At 70.9% G+C, this 20,306-nt stretch carries 19 protein-coding genes; 13 read left to right on the top strand and 6 right to left on the bottom strand.

All coding sequences use genetic code 11. The features are described 5' to 3' along the window. The first annotated feature begins 60 nt into the window (after nt 1-60). The 3 genes from purM to K8640_RS09805 are packed head-to-tail and all read left to right on the top strand — an operon-like array spanning nt 61 to nt 2,326. Entirely contained in the window at nt 61-1,098 is a 1,038-nt protein-coding gene (purM, locus tag K8640_RS09815) for a phosphoribosylformylglycinamidine cyclo-ligase (protein ID WP_223746807.1), read from the top strand. Next, nucleotides 1,095-1,760, top strand: a complete 666-nt coding sequence (gene purN / locus K8640_RS09810; RefSeq protein ID WP_223746806.1) for a phosphoribosylglycinamide formyltransferase — start codon at nt 1,095-1,097, stop codon at nt 1,758-1,760. The genes purM and purN overlap by 4 nt, the downstream gene beginning before the upstream one ends. Further along, the gene (locus tag K8640_RS09805) at nt 1,757-2,326 is read left to right on the top strand and encodes a DUF523 domain-containing protein (RefSeq protein ID WP_223746805.1); all 570 of its coding nucleotides are present in this window, start codon (nt 1,757-1,759) and stop codon (nt 2,324-2,326) included. Before purN ends, K8640_RS09805 begins: the two co-directional genes overlap by 4 nt. 230 nt (nt 2,327-2,556) lie before the next feature. Here K8640_RS09805 and K8640_RS09800 read toward each other — a convergent pair whose 3' ends face one another. After that, nucleotides 2,557-3,030: a MarR family winged helix-turn-helix transcriptional regulator gene (locus K8640_RS09800; protein ID WP_223746804.1), complete on the bottom strand. Its 474-nt coding sequence runs from the start codon at nt 3,028-3,030 to the stop codon at nt 2,557-2,559. 94 nt (nt 3,031-3,124) lie between these two features. Here K8640_RS09800 and K8640_RS09795 point away from each other — a divergent pair, with 94 nt between their 5' ends. Continuing rightward, nucleotides 3,125-3,934 (top strand): alpha/beta fold hydrolase, encoded by an 810-nt coding sequence (locus K8640_RS09795; RefSeq protein WP_223746803.1) that lies wholly within the window; start codon nt 3,125-3,127, stop codon nt 3,932-3,934. 4 nt (nt 3,935-3,938) lie between these two features. Here the strand turns inward: K8640_RS09795 and K8640_RS09790 are convergent, their stop codons facing one another. Further along, nucleotides 3,939-5,018, bottom strand: coding sequence for an enoyl-CoA hydratase/isomerase family protein (locus tag K8640_RS09790; RefSeq protein WP_223746802.1), 1,080 nt, complete (start codon nt 5,016-5,018; stop codon nt 3,939-3,941). A gap of 85 nt (nt 5,019-5,103) precedes the next feature. Between K8640_RS09790 and K8640_RS09785 the strand changes: the two genes are divergently transcribed. The 6 genes from K8640_RS09785 (at nt 5,104) to K8640_RS09760 (ending at nt 11,039) form a co-directional block, all read left to right on the top strand. Next, nucleotides 5,104-5,790 (top strand): HAD family phosphatase, encoded by a 687-nt coding sequence (locus K8640_RS09785; RefSeq protein WP_223746801.1) that lies wholly within the window; start codon nt 5,104-5,106, stop codon nt 5,788-5,790. Between the two features lie 76 nt (nt 5,791-5,866). Continuing rightward, nucleotides 5,867-7,390, top strand: coding sequence for an NAD(P)-binding protein (locus K8640_RS09780; RefSeq protein ID WP_223746800.1), 1,524 nt, complete (start codon nt 5,867-5,869; stop codon nt 7,388-7,390). Nucleotides 7,391-7,495: 105 nt separating this feature from the next. Beyond that, the gene (gene rpmB / locus K8640_RS09775; RefSeq protein ID WP_043403428.1) at nt 7,496-7,687 is read left to right on the top strand and encodes a 50S ribosomal protein L28; all 192 of its coding nucleotides are present in this window, start codon (nt 7,496-7,498) and stop codon (nt 7,685-7,687) included. 16 nt (nt 7,688-7,703) lie between these two features. Beyond that, entirely contained in the window at nt 7,704-8,678 is a 975-nt protein-coding gene (locus tag K8640_RS09770; RefSeq protein ID WP_223746799.1) for an N-acetylmuramic acid 6-phosphate etherase, read from the top strand. A 10-nt stretch (nt 8,679-8,688) separates the two neighbouring features. After that, nucleotides 8,689-9,843: an anhydro-N-acetylmuramic acid kinase gene (locus K8640_RS09765; RefSeq protein WP_223746798.1), complete on the top strand. Its 1,155-nt coding sequence runs from the start codon at nt 8,689-8,691 to the stop codon at nt 9,841-9,843. Then, on the top strand, nt 9,840-11,039 hold the full coding sequence (locus K8640_RS09760) for an ATP/GTP-binding protein (protein ID WP_223746797.1): 1,200 nt from the start codon (nt 9,840-9,842) through the stop codon (nt 11,037-11,039). The genes K8640_RS09765 and K8640_RS09760 overlap by 4 nt, the downstream gene beginning before the upstream one ends. Nucleotides 11,040-11,060: 21 nt before the next feature. On the opposite strand, the gene K8640_RS09755 is transcribed toward K8640_RS09760, so the two are convergent. Continuing rightward, nucleotides 11,061-12,146 carry a DUF4388 domain-containing protein gene (locus K8640_RS09755; protein ID WP_141332905.1) on the bottom strand — a complete coding sequence of 362 codons (1,086 nt, stop codon included), beginning with the start codon at nt 12,144-12,146 and terminating at the stop codon, nt 11,061-11,063. Between the two features lie 32 nt (nt 12,147-12,178). Between K8640_RS09755 and K8640_RS09750 the strand changes: the two genes are divergently transcribed. From K8640_RS09750 to K8640_RS09740, 3 genes are all read left to right on the top strand, one after another. Then, a complete protein-coding gene (locus K8640_RS09750) occupies nt 12,179-13,114 on the top strand; it encodes a metalloenzyme (protein ID WP_223746796.1) in 936 nt (311 codons plus the stop codon). 20 nt (nt 13,115-13,134) lie between these two features. Beyond that, nucleotides 13,135-14,061, top strand: coding sequence for a hypothetical protein (locus K8640_RS09745; RefSeq protein ID WP_223746795.1), 927 nt, complete (start codon nt 13,135-13,137; stop codon nt 14,059-14,061). Between the two features lie 139 nt (nt 14,062-14,200). Beyond that, nucleotides 14,201-16,057 carry an ATP-binding protein gene (locus K8640_RS09740; protein ID WP_223746794.1) on the top strand — a complete coding sequence of 619 codons (1,857 nt, stop codon included), beginning with the start codon at nt 14,201-14,203 and terminating at the stop codon, nt 16,055-16,057. 11 nt (nt 16,058-16,068) lie between these two features. Here K8640_RS09740 and K8640_RS43080 read toward each other — a convergent pair whose 3' ends face one another. From K8640_RS43080 to K8640_RS09725, 3 genes are all read right to left on the bottom strand, one after another. Then, on the bottom strand, nt 16,069-16,935 hold the full coding sequence (locus tag K8640_RS43080; RefSeq protein ID WP_223746793.1) for an OmpA family protein: 867 nt from the start codon (nt 16,933-16,935) through the stop codon (nt 16,069-16,071). 144 nt (nt 16,936-17,079) lie between these two features. Beyond that, nucleotides 17,080-18,765 carry a TldD/PmbA family protein gene (locus K8640_RS09730; protein WP_223746792.1) on the bottom strand — a complete coding sequence of 562 codons (1,686 nt, stop codon included), beginning with the start codon at nt 18,763-18,765 and terminating at the stop codon, nt 17,080-17,082. 174 nt (nt 18,766-18,939) lie between these two features. Then, on the bottom strand, nt 18,940-20,259 hold the full coding sequence (locus K8640_RS09725) for a nucleotide sugar dehydrogenase (RefSeq protein WP_305070650.1): 1,320 nt from the start codon (nt 20,257-20,259) through the stop codon (nt 18,940-18,942). Nucleotides 20,260-20,306 lie beyond the last annotated feature (47 nt).

Raw genomic sequence — 20,306 nt, 5'->3', positions numbered from 1 at the left:
CCCGACACCGGGGTTTCGGAGCCCGAGACAACCGGCGCGGGGGTGGATAGAAGGCCGCCCGTGGGAACGACCTACAAAGACTCCGGAGTGGACATCGAGGCCGGCGACGCGTTTGTCGACCGAATCAAGCCCTACGCCGCGCGCACGATGCGTCCGGAGGTCGTCGCGGGAGTCGGCGGCTTCGGGGGGCTGTTCGCGCTGCCGCCCGGCAAGTACCGCGAGCCGGTGCTGGTGGCGGGCACGGACGGGGTGGGCACCAAGCTGAAGGTGGCCTTCACCGCGGGCCGGCACGGCACGGTGGGCATCGACCTGGTGGCGATGTCGGTGAACGACATCCTCACGTGCGGCGCGGAGCCGCTGTTCTTCCTGGACTACTTCGCCACGGGCCGCCTGGAGGTGGACGCGGCGGCGGAGGTGGTGAAGGGAATCGCCCAGGGCTGCGAGCAGGCCGGGTGCACGCTGCTCGGCGGCGAGACGGCGGAGATGCCGGGCTTCTACGCGCGGGGCGAGTACGACCTGGCGGGCTTCTGTGTCGGCGTGGTGGAGCGCTCGGCCATCATCGACGGCAAGAGCGTGAAGCCCGGAGACGCGCTCATCGGGTTGACGTCGTCGGGGCTGCACAGCAACGGCTACTCGCTGGCGCGCAAGGTGCTGCTGGAGAACGCGAAGCTCGCGCTGGACGCGACGCCCGAGGGGCTGGGCCGCTCGTTGGGTGACGCGCTGCTGGAGCCCACGCGCATCTACGTGAAGGACGCGCTGGCGCTGACGCAGGCGGTGAAGGTGAAGGGCATGGCGCACATCACCGGCAGCGGCATCCCGGGCAACCTGCCCCGGTGCCTGCCGGACGGGACGCGCGCGGTGCTGAGCGAGAAGTCCTGGGTGAAGCCGCCCATCTTCGACCTCATCGCGAAGCTGGGGAGCGTGGCGCGCGACGAGATGTTCAGCACGTTCAACATGGGCCTGGGCCTCATCGTGGTGGTGGCGCAGGAGGACGTGGCGCAGGCGCTCGAGGTGCTGCGCGCGCGGGGCGTGGAGGCGTCCGAGGTGGGCCGGGTGGAGGCGGGCTCGGGCGAGGCCACGGCGGTCATCGAGCCATGAGCACAGCGCGGGTCCGGCTGGGCGTGCTCGTCAGCGGCGGAGGGAGCAACCTGCAGGCGTTGCTCGACGCGTGCGCGCGCGAGGACTTCCCGGCCGAGGTGGCCTGCGTGGTGTCGAACGTGCCCACGGCCCATGCGCTGGAGCGGGCGCGGGCCGCGGGCGTCCCGGCGGTGGTGGTGGACCACAAGGCGCATGCGAGCAAGGCCGCGTTCGAGGCGGCGATTCTCGAGGCGCTGGGCGCGGCGGGCGTGCAGTGGGTGTGCCTGGCGGGGTTCATGCGGCTGCTCAGCGCGGACTTCCTGGGGCGGTTCGCCGGGAGGGTGCTGAACATCCACCCTTCCCTGCTGCCGTCGTTCCCCGGGCTGCATGCGCAGCGGCAGGCGCTGGAGCGGGGCGTGAAGGTGGCCGGGTGCACGGTGCACTTCGTGGACGCGGGCACGGACACGGGGCCCATCATCGGACAGGCTGCGGTGCCGGTGCTGCCGGAGGATGACGAGAAGAGCCTGAGCGCGCGCATCCTCGTCGAGGAGCATCGGCTGTATCCGTTGGCCGTGCGGCTCGCGGTGACGGGACAGGTGACGCTGGACGGCGGGAGGACCCGCGTGGCGGCGGCGCCGAGCACGGGCGAGCTGGCCCTGCGCAGTCCTGGGGCGACGACGTGAAGCGTGAGGACGCGCGGGCCGGTACGGGTCTCGCCTCCTCGGTGGAGGGTGACGCCGACGGTTGTCACGCACGTGCGCGCGCGATACCGCCGCAGGAAGCGCGCCGCGCGGCCCTTCGCGAGGCCCCCGTGGTGCTGGTGAGCGCGTGCCTCCTGGGCGAAGCGTGCCGCTACGACGGCCGCTCGCAGCGCTCGGAGCGAGTGCTCGCGGCCCTCGAGGGCAAGGCGGTCGTGCCCATCTGTCCCGAGGTCGCCTCGGGGCTCCCCATCCCTCGTCCTCCCGTCGACCTGCGAGGCGGCACGGGCGTCGACGTCTGGGCGGGACAGGCTCGCGCGGTGGAACGCGAGGCGCGAACGGACCGCACCGAGGACTTCCAGCGGGGAGCCCAGCTCGCGCTCGAGGCCGCGCGACGCTTCGACGTGACGGTCGCGCTGCTCAAGGAGAAGAGCCCCTCCTGCGGGAGCCAGCGCGTCTACGAGTCCGGAGTGCTGCGCTCGGGAGAAGGCATCACCACGGCCCTGCTTCGCGCCGAGGACATCACCGTCGTCAGCGACGAAGAGCTGTAGCCAGCAACCTCCGGAGGGCACCCACCGGCTTCACTGGCGAGGCTCGCGCCACCGAAGCCCGGCTGCGCGCCCTCACATCGCCTGACGAGGCGCGGCTGTCGGCTCCGTGCGCGCATCCCGACGCCGAGACTGGCCCAGCGGGTCCGCGCCACCGACGTCGGCAACGAGGCCCTCTCGTTCGCCGCCGCCAAGCATCACGGCCCCCATTCACGAGGAGCATGCCACGCGCCTCAATCCTGCGCCTTGAGCACCTCGAGCAGCCGGGTCAACAGCCCGTGCAGCTCCCGCGTCTCCTCCGCGCCCAGGCGCTTCGCCACGCGCCGGTCGATCTCCACCAGCTTCGTCGTCCCGTGCCGCATGGCCGCGATGCCCTTCTCCGTCAGGAGGACCCGCCTCGCGCGGGCGTCATCAGGGTCCGGTTCAATCCGCACTGCGCCGAACTCCGCGAGCTCCGCGATGACGGGCTGCACCGCCTGCTTCGTCACCCCCAGGCTGCGCGCGAGTTCGGTGATTCGCACGCCGTCCGGATTCTCCAGGTACGGGAGGATGCGCGCGTGCACCTCGCGCATCATGGGATAGCCGGCCTCGCTGTTGACCGCCTGCATCCCCAACTCGTTGAACAACTGCCCACATCGGATGAGCACGTAACCCAGGCTGCTGGCCTGAAGCTTCTTCACGTCCTCGAGCGCGTCCTTCCTCTTCATCCAGTCAAGTGTACTTGACTTTATTGGTCAGAACCATTGACTATCTGCCATGCAAGTTCCCGCATGGGTCGACCGAGAGGCGTTTCCCTTCAGCGTGCGTGAGGTGGCAGGACTGTCCGTGGTGGACGTGGGCCAGGGGCCGCCCATCGTCTTCGTGCACGGAACGCCCACCTGGTCCTTCGAGTGGCGCGCGCTCATCCGCGCCTTCTCCGCCACGCACCGCTGCATCGCGGTGGACCACCTGGGCTTCGGCCTGTCGCCCCGACCTCCGGACGCGGACTACTCGCCCGAGGCCCACGCGCGCCGCTTCGCCGCGCTCATCGAGGCGCTGAACCTGCCCCGCTTCACCCTGGTGGCACACGACTTCGGCGGCCCCATCTCGCTCGACTTCGCGCTCTCCCATCCGGAGCGCATCGAGCGCGTGGTGCTCATCAACACCATCGCCTGGCCCTTCATCGACGAGCCCTCGCTCGCCCGGGGCGCGCGAATGGCAGGGGGCGGGCTCTTCCGCTGGCTGTACCGGAACCTGAACCTGTCCTTCATCATCGCCAAGTCGGCCTGGGGCAAGGGCCCGCGTCCCGCGAAGGTGTGGAACCAGTACACCTCCGCGTTCCCGGACGCCGACTCACGCGAGCGCGTGCTCTGGGCCCTCGCCAAGAGCCTCAGCGCCTCCACGCCCTTCTTCCAGTCCCTCTGGGAGCGGCGTGAGCGGTTCGCGAAGACGCCCATCCACTTCATCTGGGGCCTGCGCGACGCCGCCTTCCCGCCCGTGGTCCTGGAGCGGTTCCGGAAGGCCTGGCCTCACGCCACCGTGGACACGCTCCCCGACGCGGGCCACTGGCCCCACGAGGAAGCCCCCGAGGCCTCAATCGACTTCCTGAAGCAGGCCCTGAAACGGGCTTGAGCGCTCAGCTTCGCGACAGCACCAGCTCATCCCCCTCCGAGGACGCGAAGCACGCCTCCACATCCGCCTCGGAGACGTCGCCCAGCGTTCCCGGGTGCCAGCGCGGCTTGTTGTCCTTGTCCACCAGCACCGCGCGGATGCCCTCGCGGAAGTCGGCCCGCGCCGTCATGGACTGGCTCAGCCGGTACTCCACCGACAGCATCTCGTCATAGTCGCGCGTGCGGCCCATGCGCAGCTGACGCAGCGTCACCTTCAGGCTCGTGGGGCACATGCGCACGAGCGTGGCCCATGTCTCCTGCGCCCACGCCGTCCCTTCCGCCTCCAGCGCCTGCTGGATGTCCTCCACCCGCTCCGCCGCGAAGCACCGGTCCATCGCCACGTGCTGCGTGGCCAGCACCGACGTCCCCGCGTCCGCGTGGAAGTCCTTCAGCACCCGCTCCACCACCGCGCTCGCCAGGCCCTCGCCCCACTCGGCGCCCACCAGCGCCTCCAGCACCGTCTCCAGCCGCGCCGACTCCACGAAGTGTGTCCCGTACCCGAGCCACATCGCGTCCGCCGCGCTGCACCGCGCGCCCGTCAGGCCCAGGTACGTCCCCGACTCGCCCGGGAAGCGCGGCAGGAACCAGCCGCCGCCCACGTCCGGGAACAGGCCAATCCCCGTCTCCGGCATCGCCAGCACCAGCTTCTCGGTGACGACGCGGTACGCCCCATGGATGGACAGGCCCAGCCCGCCACCCATGCAGATGCCGTCCACGAGCGAGATGTACGGCTTGCCGAAGTGGTGGATGAGGTGGTTCAGCGTGTACTCGGCGCGGAAGAACTCCCGCGACAAGCGCTCCGCGTCGGCCGGCCGGGGCTCCGCCTGGGAAGCCGCCACGGCGCGCACGTCTCCTCCCGCGCAGAAGGCCCGTCCGCCCGCGCCCCGGACGACCACGGCCTTCACCGCGGGGTCCGCACGCCAGGCCTCCAGCTGGGGCAGCAGCCGCCGGCACATCTCCAGATTCAACGCATTGAGCGCCTTGGGCCGGTCCAACGTCACCACCCCCACCGCGCCTCGCATCTCTGTCCGCACGCCGTCGCTCATGTGAGGCCCGAATATCAGTCCTCCCGAGCAGGCGCGCACGATTCGGCCGCTCACCGCTCCAAAGCCGCGCTATGGGTGGGAAACCATGACACCTTCCGACGCGCCCCTCCGAGCCGCCGTCTTCGACATGGACGGCACCCTCGTCGACAACATGGTGTTCCACAACCAGGCGTGGGTGGCGCTCGCGCGCAAGCTCGGCCTGTCGCTCACCGCCGAGGACTTCCAGACGCGCTTCGCGGGCCGGAAGAACGAAGAAATCCTCCCCGAGCTCCTCGGCCGCGCCCTGGACGCGGAGGAGCTCCAGCGCCTGGCCGACGAGAAGGAGGGCCACTACCGCACCCTCTACCGGCCCCACCTGCGGCTGCACCGCGGCGCGGAGGCGCTCCTGTCCCGACTGCGCGCGGCGGGCATCCCCATGGCCATCGCCACCGCCGCGCCGGAAGGCAACCGCGCGCTGGTCATCGACGGCCTGGGCCTGCGCCCCGTCTTCCAGCGCATCGTCGGCGCCGAGGAGGTCTCCCGGGGCAAGCCCTTCCCGGACATCTTCCTGGCCGCCGCGCGCGGGCTGGGCGTGGACCCTTCCGAGTGCCTCGCCTTCGAGGACGCCATCCTCGGCGTCATGTCCGCCCGGGACGCGGGCATGCCGGTGGTGGGCATCACCACCACGACGACGGCCGTCCAGCTGCGCCAGGCCGGCGCCCTCTGGACGCTCCCGGACTTCACCACCTTCCCGCCCGAGCTGGAGGCCCGCCTCTTCGGCGCGGGAGGCTGAGGGCTCCGAGCACCCACCCTCTTGCCTCGTCAAAAGGGAGCCAGCCGGGAGGACGTTGTGTAGTGTTGCGCGCCGCATGACGTCCGCAGCCAAACTCAAGCTTCCCTCGGGCCCGTCGCGGCACGTGTACGACGTCATCGTGCTGGGCAGCCAGCTCGGTGGCGCGCTCGCCGCGGCGCTGCTGGCCAAGCGCAGCCACCGCGTCCTCTGGGTCGAGCACGACGGCATGGGCCCGGGCTACGAGCACGGCGGCTACGTGCTCCCCTACGCGCCCTTCGTCGCGCCCCCGCTCAAGGCCATGCCCGCGGTGGAGGAGGCCCTCACCGAGCTGGGCCTCACCACCACCGTGCAGCGCGCGCTGCGCCCCCACACGCCCGAGCTCCAGCTGGTCCTGCCCAGGAACCGCATGGACCTGCACGCCGACGCCGCCCGCCGCAAGGCCGAGGTGACGCGCGAGCTGGGCGAAGAGGGCGAGGCGCTCCTGGGCGCCCTGGCCGGAACCACCGCCCAGCACGAGGCGAGCGATGCCTTCTTCAAGGCCCAGCCCGCCCTGCCCCCGGACGGGTTCTTCGAGGGCTGGGGGCTCAAGAAGCTCATCAAGGCCCACCCCGGCCTGGAGAGCGCGCCCCGGCTGACCTCGGACACCCCCGCGGCCGCGTTGCTCCGCGGGCTGCGCCCCTTCATCAACCACCTGGACAAGCCCGAGTCGTCCCTGGCGCTCACCCGGCCCCTGTCCCAGGTGCTGTCGGCCCCCTCCTCCTTCCAGGGCGGCCACGACGGCCTGCGAGAGCTGCTCACGCGGCGCCTGGCGGAGCTGGGCGGAGACGTGCTCGGCCGCGACAGCCCCTCGGGCTTCATCGTCGATGAGCTGTCCTTCGACGGCAGCAAGTTCGCGGGCGTGAAGCTGGTGCGCTCGGACACGCTCTACCGCGCCTCCTGCCTCGTCGCCGCCACCGACTCCGGCGCGCTGCGCAGGCTGGTGACGGACAAGAAGCACCACCGCGGCCTGCTCGAGCACCTGGACCAGTCCACCACGAAGTCCCTGCTCTTCACCGTCAACTGGGTGGTGCCCGAGTCCGCGCTCCCCCGGGGCATGGGGGAGCTGACGCTCGTGGACACGCAGGACGCGGAGCTGGGCCCCATGCTGCTGCAGCTCCACCCGGCGCGCACCACCGCCTCGGGCGGCAAGGAGGGCAAGGACGTGGAGGGCGTGCGCGTGGTCTGCGCCGGCGTCTTCGTCCCGGCGTCCGCGCGGGAGCTGGGCGACGAGCACCTGCAGGGGCTGGCCGTGCGCATCGACGCGCAGCTCGACGCGCTGATGCCCTTCACCGCGCCCCACCGCCTGCTTCGCTCGGTCCCCTACCTGGACGCCAGCGGCTCCCGAGGGACGCGGCTGATGCCCCATCCCCTCTACAGCTTCGAGTCTGAAGCCTTCCTGGGCGTCACCGGTTTGCCCCAGCGCACCCCGGTGAAGAACCTGCTGCTCGCGGGCCGCGAGGTGCTCCCGGGCCTGGGCCTGGAGGGCGAGCTGCTCGCGGGCGTCCGGGCCGCCAGGCTCGTTCAGGACATGTTGAAGAAGAAGGATCCGCTCAAGGGCTGATCCAAAACGGCTGAAAGGCTGGATTTCCAAGCGGCTTTCTGGCAGGTTCCGCCGCTCTTTAATCGGCAGGCGTCCAACGCCCCAGTTTTCAAGGAGTTAGAGGTCATGGCGTGGAAGTGTGACATCTGTGGCAAGCGTCCGCTCGTCGGCAACAACGTCAGCCACGCGAACAACAAGACCAAGAAGCGGACCCTCCCGAACCTCCAGAAGATTCGGGCCAGCGTCGAGGGTCGCACGGAGCGCGTTCTGGCCTGCACCCGCTGCATCAAAGCGGGCAAGGTGACCAAGGCAGCTTGAAGTCGGGCGCTCGGGGGTGGGTTCCTCTCGCGCTTCATTCACGAAACTCCCTCCCACCGAGCGGCTTCACCCCCGCGCGGACGGCCTGGATCTGCTTTCTCTCGGGTCGGTCGTCCGCCGGTTACATGACGAGGACGTTGTCGCCGTCCGTGCGGTTCGCCCCGCGCTGCCTGCTGTCGCCCGAGCCGCGACCGCCGTCGTGGCCGCGTTGCGGGCGGGCGGACGGCTCCTCTACATCGGCGCTGGCACGAGTGGACGTCTCGGCGTCCTCGACGCCAGCGAGTGTCCTCCGACCTTCGGCAGCGCCCCCACCCAGGTCCAGGCCCGCATCGCGGGTGGACGCCGGGCGATGACGCATGCCGTGGAGGGCGCCGAGGACGACGTCGAGGCGGGCGTCCGGGACGTGGCGGACTTCGCCGCGAGCCCCCGGGATGTCGTCTGCGGCATCTCCGCGAGTGCTTCCACTCCCTATGTCCGCGGCGCGCTGCGCGAGGCGAAGCGGCGAGGCGCCCACACGGTGCTGGTGTGCTGCAACCCGCCTGGCACTCGCGCGGACGTGGACACGCTGGTGCTGGCGCGCACGGGGCCGGAGCTGGTGGCGGGCTCCACGCGGCTGAAGGCCGGCACTGCGACGAAGCTCCTCCTGAATGCCATCACCACCGCGGCCTTCGTGGCGCTGGGCCGGGTGTACCGGGGACGGATGGTGGGCATGCGCCCCGTCAACGCGAAGCTGCGGGCCCGCGCCGCGCGCATGGTGGCCGAGCTGACCGGGCTTCCCGGCGAGGACGCGGAGGCGCTGCTCGCGAAGGCCCGGGGCGAGGTGCGGGTCGCGGTGGCCATGGCCTTCACGGGCCTGGGCGCCCGGGAGGCCCGGAAGCGTCTGGAGGAGAACGGCTTGCGCGCGCTCGACCGCTCCGGACGTAAGGGCGAGCACGCATCGGCCGCCCGCCTGCCCGCTCCCCGAAAGCGGCGTGTGGGGACCGGGCCTTAGACTTGGAGGCATGCGCCTTCCGCCTCCCCTCTCCGATTCCGAGCGCCCGCGCCTGTGCATCGGGCTTTTGTCCGGCACCAGCGCGGACGCGGTGGAGGCCGCGCTGTGCGAGGTGACTGGAACGGGCGGCGGCGCTCGGCTGCGGCTGTTGTCCCACGTCTCGGCGCCCTTCCCTCCGGACGTGGTGGCGCGGATGCTGGGGCCCCAGGACGCGCACTCGCTCAGCCGGCTCGACTTCGAGCTGGGGGAGTACTTCGCCCGCGCCGCGCTCCAGGTGATGGAGCAGGCGGGCGTGGCGCGCTCGGACGTGGCCGCCATCGGCTCCCACGGCCAGACGATGGCCCACCATCCCCCGGGCACCACCGAGGTGCCCTCCACCCTGCAGATCGGCGAGCCGTCCGTCATCGCCGAGCTGACGGGCCTGCCCGTCGTCAGCGACTTCCGCACCCGGGACGTGGCCGCCGGGGGCCATGGCGCGCCGCTGGTGCCCTACTTCGACTGGGTGGCCTTCCGCGGTCTCCAGGCCCCTCGCGCGCTCCAGAACCTGGGCGGCATCGCCAACGTGTCCGTCGTCGGGCCGCGCCTGGACGACACCTTCGCGTTCGACACCGGCCCCGGGAACATGGTGCTGGACGGCCTGGCCCGGCGCGCGACGCACAACCGGCTGGCGTGTGACCTGGACGGGACGCTCTCCGGCCAGGGCCGGGTGATTCCGGAGCTGCTCGAGGAGCTGCTCACCGACGACTTCCTCGCCCGACCGCCTCCGAAGAGCACGGGACGTGAGCGCTACGGAGACGCACTGGTGGAGCGGCTCTGGACGATTCACCCGGACCGGGCGAATGACCTGCTGGCCACCGCGTTGGAGCTCACCGTGGAGAGCACCGCGCGCGCCTACGAAACCTGGGTTTTTCCCCGAGCGCCGGACCTGGAGGCGATGTACGTCTCCGGGGGCGGTACACGGAATCCCCGGTTGATGGCGCGGCTCGAAGCGCGACTGGCTCCCCTCCCCGTGCGCCGGCTTGATAGCCTTGGATTTCCAGAAGGCGCGAAGGAAGCGGCCTTGTTCGCCCTGCTGGCCGCCGAGTACCTCGTGGGAACCCCCGCGAATGTCCCGTCCGCAACTGGCGCGAAGCGTCGAGTCGTTCTAGGAAAGCTGACACCGTGAGCAGCGTGAACCTGATGGCCCGCGAGGTGGCCGCCAAAATCGTCTTCTATGGACCTGGCTTGTCCGGGAAGACGACCTCGCTGCGGAAGATCTACGAAACCGTCCGGCCCGCGCACCGGGGCGAGATGATGTCCATCGCCACCGAGGGGGACCGGACCCTCTTCTTCGACTTCCTCCCCGTGAAGGTGGAGCGCGTCGGGGACTGCTCGGTGCGGCTGGCGCTGTACACCGTGCCCGGCCAGGTCTTCTACAACGCGACCCGGAAGCTGGTGCTCCAGGGTGCCGACGGCGTCGTCTTCGTGGCGGACTCGCAGCCGGAGGCCATGGACGCCAACCGCGAGTCGCTGGCGAACTTGGAGGAGAACCTCTTCGAGCACGGCATCCGGTTGGACCGCTTCCCGCTGGTGATGCAGTGGAACAAGCGCGACCTGGACCACGTGCTGCCCGTGGAGCAGCTGCGCCAGGAGCTCAACCCGCGCGGCGTGCCCGACTTCGAGACCGCGGCCACCAACGGCCGGGGCGTGCTCGACACGCTCAAGGCGATCACCCGGCTGGTCATCAAGGACCTGCGCGCCAAGCGCATCGTCCCGCCGCCCCGCCCCGTGGCGCCCGCCGGCGGCGCTCAGCCCGCGGGCCTGGAGGCCCAGCTCGCCCAGCACCTGCAGCACCGCCAGCCCCCGTCCGCGCCCCCCGTGGCGATGTCCGGCGGCCACGCTCCCGCGATGGCGGTGATCCCCAACACGCCCGTGCCGCATCGGCCGTCGGGCTCGTTCCCCGCCATCGCCCCTCCGCCCCGCGTGGAGCCGGTGACGCCGCCGCCCGTGGCGCCCGCCGTCATGGCTCCGGCCATGGTGGCCCAGCCCGCGGGCCCCAAGCTGCTGGGCGCCGCGAGCGCGCTGGCGCCGGGGGACTTGTTCGACCACGCGCGCGCCGCCGAGGCCGCGTTCATGGCGGGCAACTACTCCACCTGCGTCACCGCGTGCACGGACGCCATCCGGCGCGCGCTCGCGTACGCGGGCGAGGGCACGCTGGCGCAGCAGGCGTTCCTGTTGCGCATGGATGGCGCGGACCTGCTGCGCGTGCAGGGCCTCTCCACCCAGTCGCACCTGCGCGTGGACGACGCGGCCTTCGCGCTCTACGTGCTGATGCAGTCCTTCGCGCGGCTCAACGCGGTGGGCCTGCCCGCGTCGGAGTAGGCCGCGCCCCGCCGCCCCTCTTCAGCGAGGGGCGGTGAGCTGGAGCAGCCCCATCCGGAGCAGCTTCGCCAGCGTCTTGAGCGTCTCCAGCTCCCGCGAGGGGCTGGCCAGGACGATGGTGGACACATCCCACGTCCCGCTCACCAGGCCCGCGATCTGCCGCTCCTCGGGCTTGAGCAACGCCATGCCCTGAGGGTCGTGCACGACGACGGGAATCAGGAGCGGCGGCATGTCCGAGTAGAGCGCGGCCACGTGCTCGCGCTGCACCAGCCGGGCGAACTCGCGCACACGCCGGTCCGCGGGGTCGCTCGCGAGCAGGGACGCGCAGACGATGCCCGCCGCGTCGTACTGGCCCTCGCGCATCAGCACCGCGCCCTTCTCCAGCATCTCCGCCACCGGGTCCGCCTCCACCTGCGGCGCGCCCTCCACCTCCACCAGCTTCGAGCGGAGCAGCTCGTACACCCGCCGCGTCACCGACGAGCGCGACACGCCCATCGACAGCCGCAGCCGCCCCAGGTTCTGCGGCGTGGCGCACAGCCCCAGGATGATTCTGTGCATCAGCGGCTGGCTGGGGCTCGGCGGCGCCAGCGCGCGCACGCTGAGCGCGTCGATGGGCAGCGCCTTGTCCACGTCCGGCTGCTCATCCACCCAGCGCAAGGACTCGAAGAGCAGCTCGCGGATGCCCATGTCCGACGGCACCCAGTCCTCGCCTGAGCGGTCCGCGTCCTCCGTCCAGTGGAACGTGCCGCGCCCTGCAATCGTCAAGTCCGTCATCGCCGCGAACAGCTCCTCGCGGCCGAGGTCGCGAATCCACCGGGCCTGGATGCCGTGCACATCGAAGGCGGCGTCCACGTCGGGCGTGCGCGACAGCTCATCGAAGGCGGCGAGCACCTTGGTGCCCGAGGCCAGCTTCGCCAGCGCGAGCAGCCGGGCCACGCGGCCGCGCAGCCCCTCGGAGGCGGTGGCCCCCACCTGGCCGGAGAGCAGGAAGAGCTTCCGCTCGCCGGCCTCCCAGGAGAGCTGGAGCGTGCCCGTCTTGCGGGAGCTGTCCAACCATTGAAGGAACTCGGGAAGCGGGTAGCTGAAGAGGTCGCCGTGGAGGGCCATGCGGTATGCGTTCGAGGATACAGTCACGAGCCGTGCGCGTCGCGCTCCTCTTCATCGATGGCGTGGGCATCGGCCGGAAGGACCCGGCCATCAACCCGCTCGCCCACCGCGAGCACCTGCTTTCCCGCTTCCAGGACGCCCCCAGCCCCCCGCTGCCCGACGGCGGCCTGTGTATCCCGGTGGACACGACCTTCGGTGTGTCGGGTCGGCCCCAGTCCGCTTCCAACCAGACGGCCATCCTCACCGGAGAGCCCGCGCCCGCGCTGCTCGGCCAGCATGTGCTGGGCTATCCCAACGCCGCCCTGCGCGCGCTGCTCGCCGAGCGCTCCATCGTCAAGCGCCTGCGCGTCGCTGGCCGCGAGGCCACGTTCGCCACCGCCTACCCCGCCGCGTACCTGGACGCGCTCGGGGTCCCCCGGCGCCCCACCACCTCGCCCCCGGAGTTCACCCCGCCCCCCGAGGCCCGCCGCCGCATGAAGCCCTCCGCCGCCAAGCTGGCCTTCGCCGCGGGCGACGTGCCGCTGCGCACGCTGGAGGACGCACGCGCGGCGGACGGCCTCACGCCCGACATCACCGGCGCCCACGCGCGCGCCTTCGGACTGCCCGCGCCCGAGCGCACGCCCGAGCAGGCCGCGGACATCTTCTGGCGCGTGGCGATGGGCGCGGACTTCACCTACTTCGAGCACTACCTCGCGGACGAGGCCGGACACGCCCAGGACTTCACCGCCGCCCACACCGCGCTGGACACCTTCGACGCCTTCCTGCGCGCCGTGCTCGCCACGCGCCCCGCCGACGCGCGCCTCATGGTGTGCAGCGACCACGGCAACGTGGAGGACCTGTCCACGCGCGGACACACGCTCCACCCCGTCCCCGTGCTCTACTTCGGGCCTCCATCGCCGGAGGTGGAGGCGCTCTCCACCGTCGCCGACGTGGGACGCACGGTGATGCGCTGGCTGGCAGTGGAGTGACGCTCGTGACGAGGGGATGGATGCGCGGACAGGGACGAGCGGGCCTCTTCGTCGTGGGGGCGGCCCTCATGGCCATGCTCGCCGGATGTCAGGCCCCGCGCCGCAGCACGGTGGACATCTCCCCCGCCGCCGCGCCGGGCGCCCTCGCGAAGACCACGGCCCTGCCCACCTCCAGCGGCGCGCGAATCACCCTCGAGTTCCAGCCGCGCGACACCGCCGCCGCGGACCAGGTGCGGCTGGCCGTCGAGCGCGCCCTGCCCCGGATGGCGCGCTGGGGCACGTTCGATGACTCGGTCTCCATCATCATCCACCCCAACCACGCCGCCCTGGAGCGCGCCGCCAACCGCCCCAACCACGACTTCCTCAGGGCGTGGGCCCGCTACGAGCAGATTGAACTGCAGAGCCCGCGCACGTGGACGCTCCTGGGCGCCAGCCAATCCCAGGTGGACGAGCTGCTCTTGCACGAGCTCACCCACAGCCTGATGTACCAGGTGGCCTCGGACCGGCTGGGCTGGACGCGCAAGCGCATCCCCCTGTGGTTCCGCGAGGGCATGGCCTCGTACACCGCCGAGCAGGGCTACCGCACCGCGTCCCTGGAGGACCTGGCCCGCTACTACGGCCTCCATCCCCAGGCGGACCCGCTGGCCCAGGCGGACTCGCTCTACCGACGCGAGAGCGACATCGTCTACAGCGCCGCCCACCACGCCTTCACCTTCCTGGTGCGCCGCTACGGCGAGCCCGTGGCCCGGGGCGTCCTGCGCGTCATGAGCCAGGGCCCCGACTTCCCGGAGGCCTTCGCCCAGGCCGTGGGCCTGTCCCAGGAGGCCTTCCTCCGGGACTTCCGCCGCTACGTCCAATGGCGCGGCTTCAAGGGCGGCCGCCTGCTCCGCCCCTACTCCTTCCCCACCCCGGACCACCTCACGCTCCCGCCCCCTCCCTCCCTCTGAGCCCTCCCCCTTCGCCCGGTTGAAATATTCAAAACTGCACACTGGATGCAGAGAACAAACCAGTGGCATTATTCCGGCGCGACTGAAATCCACGTGACGGGTTGGGGAAGCCCGTGCGGGGAGTGTGGAGGGGGTATCGATGACGGAGCCGCCGCGGAACAGCCCGGAGCTGTCCGCCGATGCAGCGGACTCGAGGACCTTGCTGGAGCGACTCCAGCGGTCCGCCGACGTCCTGGAGAACCTCAGCGAGACGCGGGCCCCGGAGCAGTCCGAGGGCACGTCGGCGGCGTTGCGGCAGGAGGCCGCGGCGCTGCGGCGCATGCGTGGGGAGCTGGGGCTCTTGCTCAAGAGCTGGTCGCTGCTCACGGACACGTCCCAGAAGCTGCTCAACCTGCCTCCGGACGAGCTGGAGTCGGGGGTGCGCGCGGCGCTGGAGGTGCTGGGGCGGAACATCGACGCGCAGCGTGGCTACGTCACCCTGCTGTCGGATGACGGCGAGCACCTGTCGGAGGCGTATGAGTGGTTCTCGCCCGGCATGAAGGCCCATGGGCTCGCGCAGCACCGCGGGCGCTCGCTGGTGGGCTTCCCCTGGTCGCTGGATGAGCTGCGCGCGGGGCGCATGGTGACGGTGACGGACGCGGGCCGGCTTCCGCCCGAGTCCGTCGAGGAGAAGCGCGTCTGTGCGCTGCTGGGCGTGCGCTCGTACATCACCGCGCCGCTGCTGCTCGCGGGGCGGCTGCTCGGGTGGATGGGCTTCGACTCGGTGGACGCCGCGCGCGAGTGGACGCCCGAGGAGCGGCACCTGATGCGACTGACGGCCCACGTGGTGGTCAGCGCGGTGGACCGCAAGCGCCGGGACGCGCAGCTGTTGCAGGAGAAGGAGCGCGAGCAGCGCGCGCAGTCGCTGGGCATCCTCGCGGCGGGGCTGGCGCACGAGATCAACAACCCGCTGGCGTACGCGACGGGCAACCTGGAGTACCTGCGCGAGCGGCTGCCCGAGGTCAGCGAGCCGACGGACGCGGAGTGCCTTCAAGTCCTGGACGAGGCGCTCGAGGGCACGCTGCGCATCCAGCGCATCGTCGCGGACCTCAAGGCGCTGTCCTCCACGCAGGTGGAGGCCACGGAGCCGGTGGACCTCAAGGCCGTCACCGAGAGCACGCTGCGGATGGCGGCCAACCAGCTCCGCCACAAGGCGCAGGTGGTGAGGGACTACGGCGAGGACGAGCCTCGGGTCCGGGGCACGTCGACGAAGCTGGGCCAGGTGCTGCTCAACCTGGTGCTCAACGCGGCGCACGCCATCCCCGAGGGCCACGTCTCCGAGCATCGCATCACCGTGAGCCTGCGCACCGACGCCACCGAGGTGCGGCTCGCCGTCTCCGACACGGGCTGCGGAATCGCTCCAGACGTCCTGCCGCGCATCTTCGACCCGCTCTTCACCACGCGCCGCGCGGGTGAGGGCATGGGCATGGGGCTGGCCATCTGCCGCGACATCGTCACGGCGCTGGGAGGACGCATCGACGTGCGCAGCGAGCCCGGGCGAGGCACCACGGTGGAGGTCACCCTGCCGCGCGCCGAGGCCCCCGTGCCGCTCGCCCCGAGCCTCCAGTCCCTCGCCCGCTCCGAGGGCCGACGGGTGCTGGTGGTGGACGATGAGCCGCGCGTGCTGGACCTGATGCGGCGCTTGTTGCGCGGCCACGAGCTGGTCACCGTGCCGGATGGACGCGCGGCACTGGCGCGACTGCGCGGGGACAGCGCCTTCGACGTCATCCTGTGTGACTTGATGATGCCGGAGCTGACGGGCGTGGACGTGTACCAGGCGGTCCGCGACGCCTGGCCGGGCCTGCACGAGCGCATCGTCTTCATCAGCGGCGGCGCCTTCACGCCGGAGACCAAGCGCTTCCTCCAGGAAGTGAAGAACCCGGTGCTCGCCAAGCCCTTCGATGCCCGGCACCTGCGCGACGCGGTGATGGCCGTGGCCCTCCCCCCTCGGGACTGAGGGCCTGGGCGTCAGGGCGGCGACGACTCCACGAGCAGCTCCACCCGGCGGCTGCGCGCCATGCACCCCAGGGTGCCGTCATTGCACGGAGGCAGGTCCGCGCCCTGGGTCTCCAGGACGAGCCGCGCGCCCTCGATGCCGAGCGCCTGGAGCTTCGCGGCCACGGACTGCGCGCGGCCCAGGCCCAGCGAGGCGTTGACGGACTCGGGGCCGAGGATGTCCGCGTGTCCGCGCAGCCGGACGCGCAGCCGCGGCCCCCGGTGGAGACACTCCGCCGCGCGCAGCAGCGAGGCCTCGCCCTCCGCCGAGAGCCGGGTGTCGAAGAAGGCGAAGAAGACGGGCTCGAGCTCGCAAGACACGGCAGGCGCGACGACCTCCGCGATGGACGCGGTGGCGGGACGCTCGGGCGAGAGCCGACGCGCCTCCGCGAGGACCTCGTCGACGACACGCGCGGCCACTTCGTCGGGGAGCGGCGTGTTCACCACGGGGCCGTACTCGATTCCGACGATGGCCTCCTGCGGCTGTCCCAGGAGCATGAAGGCCGGGCGCTGCTGCCAGTGCAGGGTGACCCCGTCGCGCTCGTAGGCCGTCGAGGTGACTCGCACCGTGTCACCAGGACGCGCGTCGATGGTGACGCGACCACGCATCACGAAGCGGTACGCATCCACGTACGAGAAGACCGACGAGCGCCCCTCGTACACCACCGACACGTCGAGCCAGCGCAGCCCCAGGGGCAGCACGTGTCGAGGACCCGCGCCCCCCGTGGACGCCAAGGTCCGCCCATTCAGCGTGTAGTCCACGGAGACGAGCGCCCAGAATCCGTCCTGGCTGAGCCTGTCATCGTGCGCCAGCTCCAGCCACGCGTCCCCGGTCGCCACGGGCTCGGCACCCGCGTCGCCCGCCACGAGACTCGCGAGCAGGAGGAGACACGCCGCGAGCGCCCCCCTCCCCCATGGCCGAGGCGTGAAGGCACGCACGCTACCGCCAGAAGCGCATTTCGTGGCCCCCCGCATCGGCGTGACTCAGGGCTTCGCGGCGGGCGGCGGAGCCTGCTGCGCCGCGGGGCTCGGGAGGAGGGGCGGACGGTCCTTGCCCTCCACCGCGCGCTGCAGCTCGATCTCCTGCAGCAGCGCCGCCGGCGCCACCGTGGACACCGGCACGTTCCCGCTCTCCGCGCCGCAGAAGCCGTTGAAGATGCCGCGCTTCTGCCCCGTGGCGATGATGCGGTTCACCGCGGACAGCGGCGTGCCGACGATCTCCACGCCACGCACCAGCGTCTCCTTCCCCGTCTTCACGTCCACCCGGTACACCATGCGCGGCACGCCCTTGAAGGCCTGGTAGCCATAGCTGGACGTGTTCGTGTTGCCACCGGTGATGTCGCGGATGATGAGGCCATACGGCTTGCCCTGCTTCTTCGCCTCGTCGATGAGCATCTGCTTCAGCTTCTCGTCGCTCACCTGCCGCGTGCTCTCCACCATGAGGTTCGCCATGCGCGCCACCGGCTTGAGCGTGCCCTGGCTGCGACCGTGCCCGTTCGACTGGAGGAAGCCCTCCACCGGCCGGCGTCCCAGCAGGTAGTTGCGCAGCACGCCCTTCTCCACCAGCGTCACCCGCTGCCCCTTCACGCCCTCCTCGTCATAGAGGTAGTAGCCGTTGAGCGGCTCCCCCGCGAGCGAGCGCTGCGAAGGGTCATCATGGATGGACAGGAATGAGGGCAGCACCAGCTTGCCCACCTGCCCCTTGAAGGTCTTCCCCTCGTTGTCGCCGTCCTGCCGGTCTCCCTCCAGCCGGTGGCCCACCGTCTCGTGGAAGAGCACGCCGGAGGCCTCGGGCGCGAGGATGGCGGGGCCCGTGTACGGGTCGATGGCCGGCGCCTGCCGCAGCGCCATCAGCTCCTCGATGACCTTCGCCGCGGACTGACGGATGCGCTCGTCGTCCGGCAGCCCCGCCTCCGTGGGCGCGTAGAAGTCCCGCGAGTCATCCAGCAGCTGTCCGTCCGGCGCCCGCGTCACCGCGGAGACGTGGAGCCCGTACAACGTCTCCTCCGTCACCAGCCGCGTGCCCTCCGTGGACACGAACAGCCGCGTCACCTTGTCGGCGGTGATGCGCACCTCCGAGTCGAACAGCTCCGGATGCGCGTTGAACTGCGCGGACACCTCGCGCGCCACCTTCACCCAGCGCGCCCGGTCGAACGGACGGGCCACCGGCGGCTGGACGAAGGTGCTCGGCTTCTCCTTCGTGAAGGAGGCGGGCCGCTTCGGGTCCTCCACCGAGTACACGTCCTCGCCCTTCTTCTTCAGGAACTGGAAGAGCGCGGACTTGTACTTCTCGTCCGTGAGCAGCCACAGCGACGTGCGCAGCGCCAGGGGCGAGTCATCCAGCGGCCCCTCCTTGCGCGCCGTGTAGCTGGTGCCCTTGGTGGAGAAGGAGAACTCCAGCCCTTCCGCGACGGAGCTGTCGAAGGCGTAGTCGCCCACGCGGGCGTCGACGTACAGCCGCCGCTCCCGGTAGCCGTCGTCCATGAAGATGGCGCCAAAGCGCGCGGCCACGACCTCCTGCTCGTAGTCCTTGAGCTGGTAGCTCATGAAGTACGGTGGCTCGTGGCTCTGCAGCTTGAGCTGTTGTTGGTTGCGCGAAAGCTCGCTCGACATGGCGTCGAGGAGCACCTGGCGCGAGTCGGTCTGCGCGGGTGCCGCCGCCAGCAACATGGCCGAGGCCACCAGCAGGGGGAGAACGGGTCGGGTGAGGGCTGTCACGCCCCCCACTGTACCCAAACCACCCCGCAAGACGAGCAGGTCCGCTGACTCCAGGTGCCCCTCCCGACACCTGGAGTCGCGAACCCCTGCCCGGAGGGTCGACTTCCGGGCCCAGGCTCGTCTGCCTTACGCCTTCGTCACCTTCTCGCGGCCCTGGGGCACGCCCTTGGTGGCGTTGCGCGTGTCAATCACACACGTCGCGTTGGCCACCACGGCGGCGTAGTCGATGTTGGTGTGGTCCGTGAGGATGAGGACCGCGTCGTACTCGCCGAGCTTCTCCGGCTCGAGCGGGACGGACTTCATCTCCATGTTGAAGCCGTGGCCCTTGTGCAGCTCCGGCACGTACGGGTCGTGGTAGCTGAGCTCCGCGCCCTTCTCCGCCAGCAGCGTCATGATGCGCAGGGACGGGCTCTCGCGCATGTCGTCGATGTCCTTCTTGTACGCCGCGCCCAGGCACAGCACCTTCGCGCCGTTGAGCGTCTTCTTCGCCTTGTTGAGCGCCTCCATGGTGCGCTGCACCACGTAGTACGGCATCTGCCAGTTCACCTCGCCGGCCAGCTCGATGAACTTGGTGTGGAACTCGTACTCGCGCGCCTTCCACGTCAGGTAGAACGGGTCGATGGGGATGCAGTGACCGCCCAGACCCGGGCCCGGGTAGAACGGCTGGAAGCCGAAGGGCTTGGTGCTGGCGGCCTGGATGACCTCCCACACGTCCACGTTCATGCGGTCGCAGAGCATCTTCATCTCGTTGACCATGGCGATGTTGACGCAGCGGTAGATGTTCTCCAGCAGCTTGGCGAGCTCCGCCACGCGCGTGGAGGACACCGGCACCACTTCCTTCAGCGCGCTGCCGTACAGCGCCGCGGCGACCTCGGAGCACTCGGGCGAGTAGCCGCCGACGATCTTCGGAATCGTCTTGGTGTTGAAGCTCTTGTTGCCCGGGTCCTCGCGCTCGGGGCTGAAGGCCAGGTGGAAGTCCACGCCCGCCTTGAGGCCGTTCTTCTCCAGGATCGGCTTGAGCACCTCCTCGGTGGTGCCCGGGTACGTGGTGGACTCCAGGATGAAGAGCTGACCGCGGCGCACGTGCGGCGCGAGCGACTCACCCGTCTGGATGATGTAGCTCATGTCCGGCTCACGCGAGGCCGTCAGCGGCGTGGGCACGCAGATGATGACGCAGTCCAGCTCCTTGGACCGGGAGAAGTCCCCGGTGGCCTTCAGCTTGCCCGCCTTCGTCAGCTCCGCCAGCGGCGCGCTGGGGATGTGCTTGATGTAGCTCTCGCCCTTCTCGATCTTGTCGAGCTTGCGCTTGTCGACATCGAGCCCCACGACCGGGAAGCCGGCCTCGGCGAACGCCATGCCCAGGGGAAGACCCACGTACCCCAGCCCCACCACACCGACCTTCGCCTCCCGCCGACGAATCCGCTCCAGCAGCGGGCTGCCCACCATCACCCTCATCGTCCTCACCTCTCCTGATGCGACGTGCCGCTGAGCGG

Origin of the sequence: Myxococcus sp. XM-1-1-1, from assembly GCF_020037095.1 — a bacterium.
GTDB classification, from domain to species: Bacteria; Myxococcota; Myxococcia; order Myxococcales; family Myxococcaceae; genus Myxococcus; species Myxococcus fulvus.
The sequence above is the reverse complement of the archived record's forward strand: the minus strand, read 5'-3'. Positions and strand labels throughout refer to the sequence as shown.

Excerpts from the sequence above, each read along its gene's own strand:
- purN (WP_223746806.1), top strand. The coding sequence starts at position 1,095 with ATGAGCACAGCGCGGGTCCGGCTGGGCGTGCTCGTCAGCGGCGGAGGG.
- K8640_RS09800 (WP_223746804.1), bottom strand. The coding sequence starts at position 3,030 with ATGAAGAGGAAGGACGCGCTCGAGGACGTGAAGAAGCTTCAGGCCAGC.
- K8640_RS09790 (WP_223746802.1), bottom strand. The coding sequence starts at position 5,018 with ATGAGCGACGGCGTGCGGACAGAGATGCGAGGCGCGGTGGGGGTGGTG.
- K8640_RS09785 (WP_223746801.1), top strand. The coding sequence starts at position 5,104 with ATGACACCTTCCGACGCGCCCCTCCGAGCCGCCGTCTTCGACATGGAC.
- K8640_RS09780 (WP_223746800.1), top strand. The coding sequence starts at position 5,867 with ATGACGTCCGCAGCCAAACTCAAGCTTCCCTCGGGCCCGTCGCGGCAC.
- rpmB (WP_043403428.1), top strand. The coding sequence starts at position 7,496 with ATGGCGTGGAAGTGTGACATCTGTGGCAAGCGTCCGCTCGTCGGCAAC.
- K8640_RS09765 (WP_223746798.1), top strand. The coding sequence starts at position 8,689 with ATGCGCCTTCCGCCTCCCCTCTCCGATTCCGAGCGCCCGCGCCTGTGC.
- K8640_RS09755 (WP_141332905.1), bottom strand. The coding sequence starts at position 12,146 with ATGGCCCTCCACGGCGACCTCTTCAGCTACCCGCTTCCCGAGTTCCTT.
- K8640_RS09745 (WP_223746795.1), top strand. The coding sequence starts at position 13,135 with ATGCGCGGACAGGGACGAGCGGGCCTCTTCGTCGTGGGGGCGGCCCTC.
- K8640_RS09740 (WP_223746794.1), top strand. The coding sequence starts at position 14,201 with ATGACGGAGCCGCCGCGGAACAGCCCGGAGCTGTCCGCCGATGCAGCG.
- K8640_RS09730 (WP_223746792.1), bottom strand. The coding sequence starts at position 18,765 with ATGTTGCTGGCGGCGGCACCCGCGCAGACCGACTCGCGCCAGGTGCTC.
- K8640_RS09725 (WP_305070650.1), bottom strand. The coding sequence starts at position 20,259 with ATGGTGGGCAGCCCGCTGCTGGAGCGGATTCGTCGGCGGGAGGCGAAG.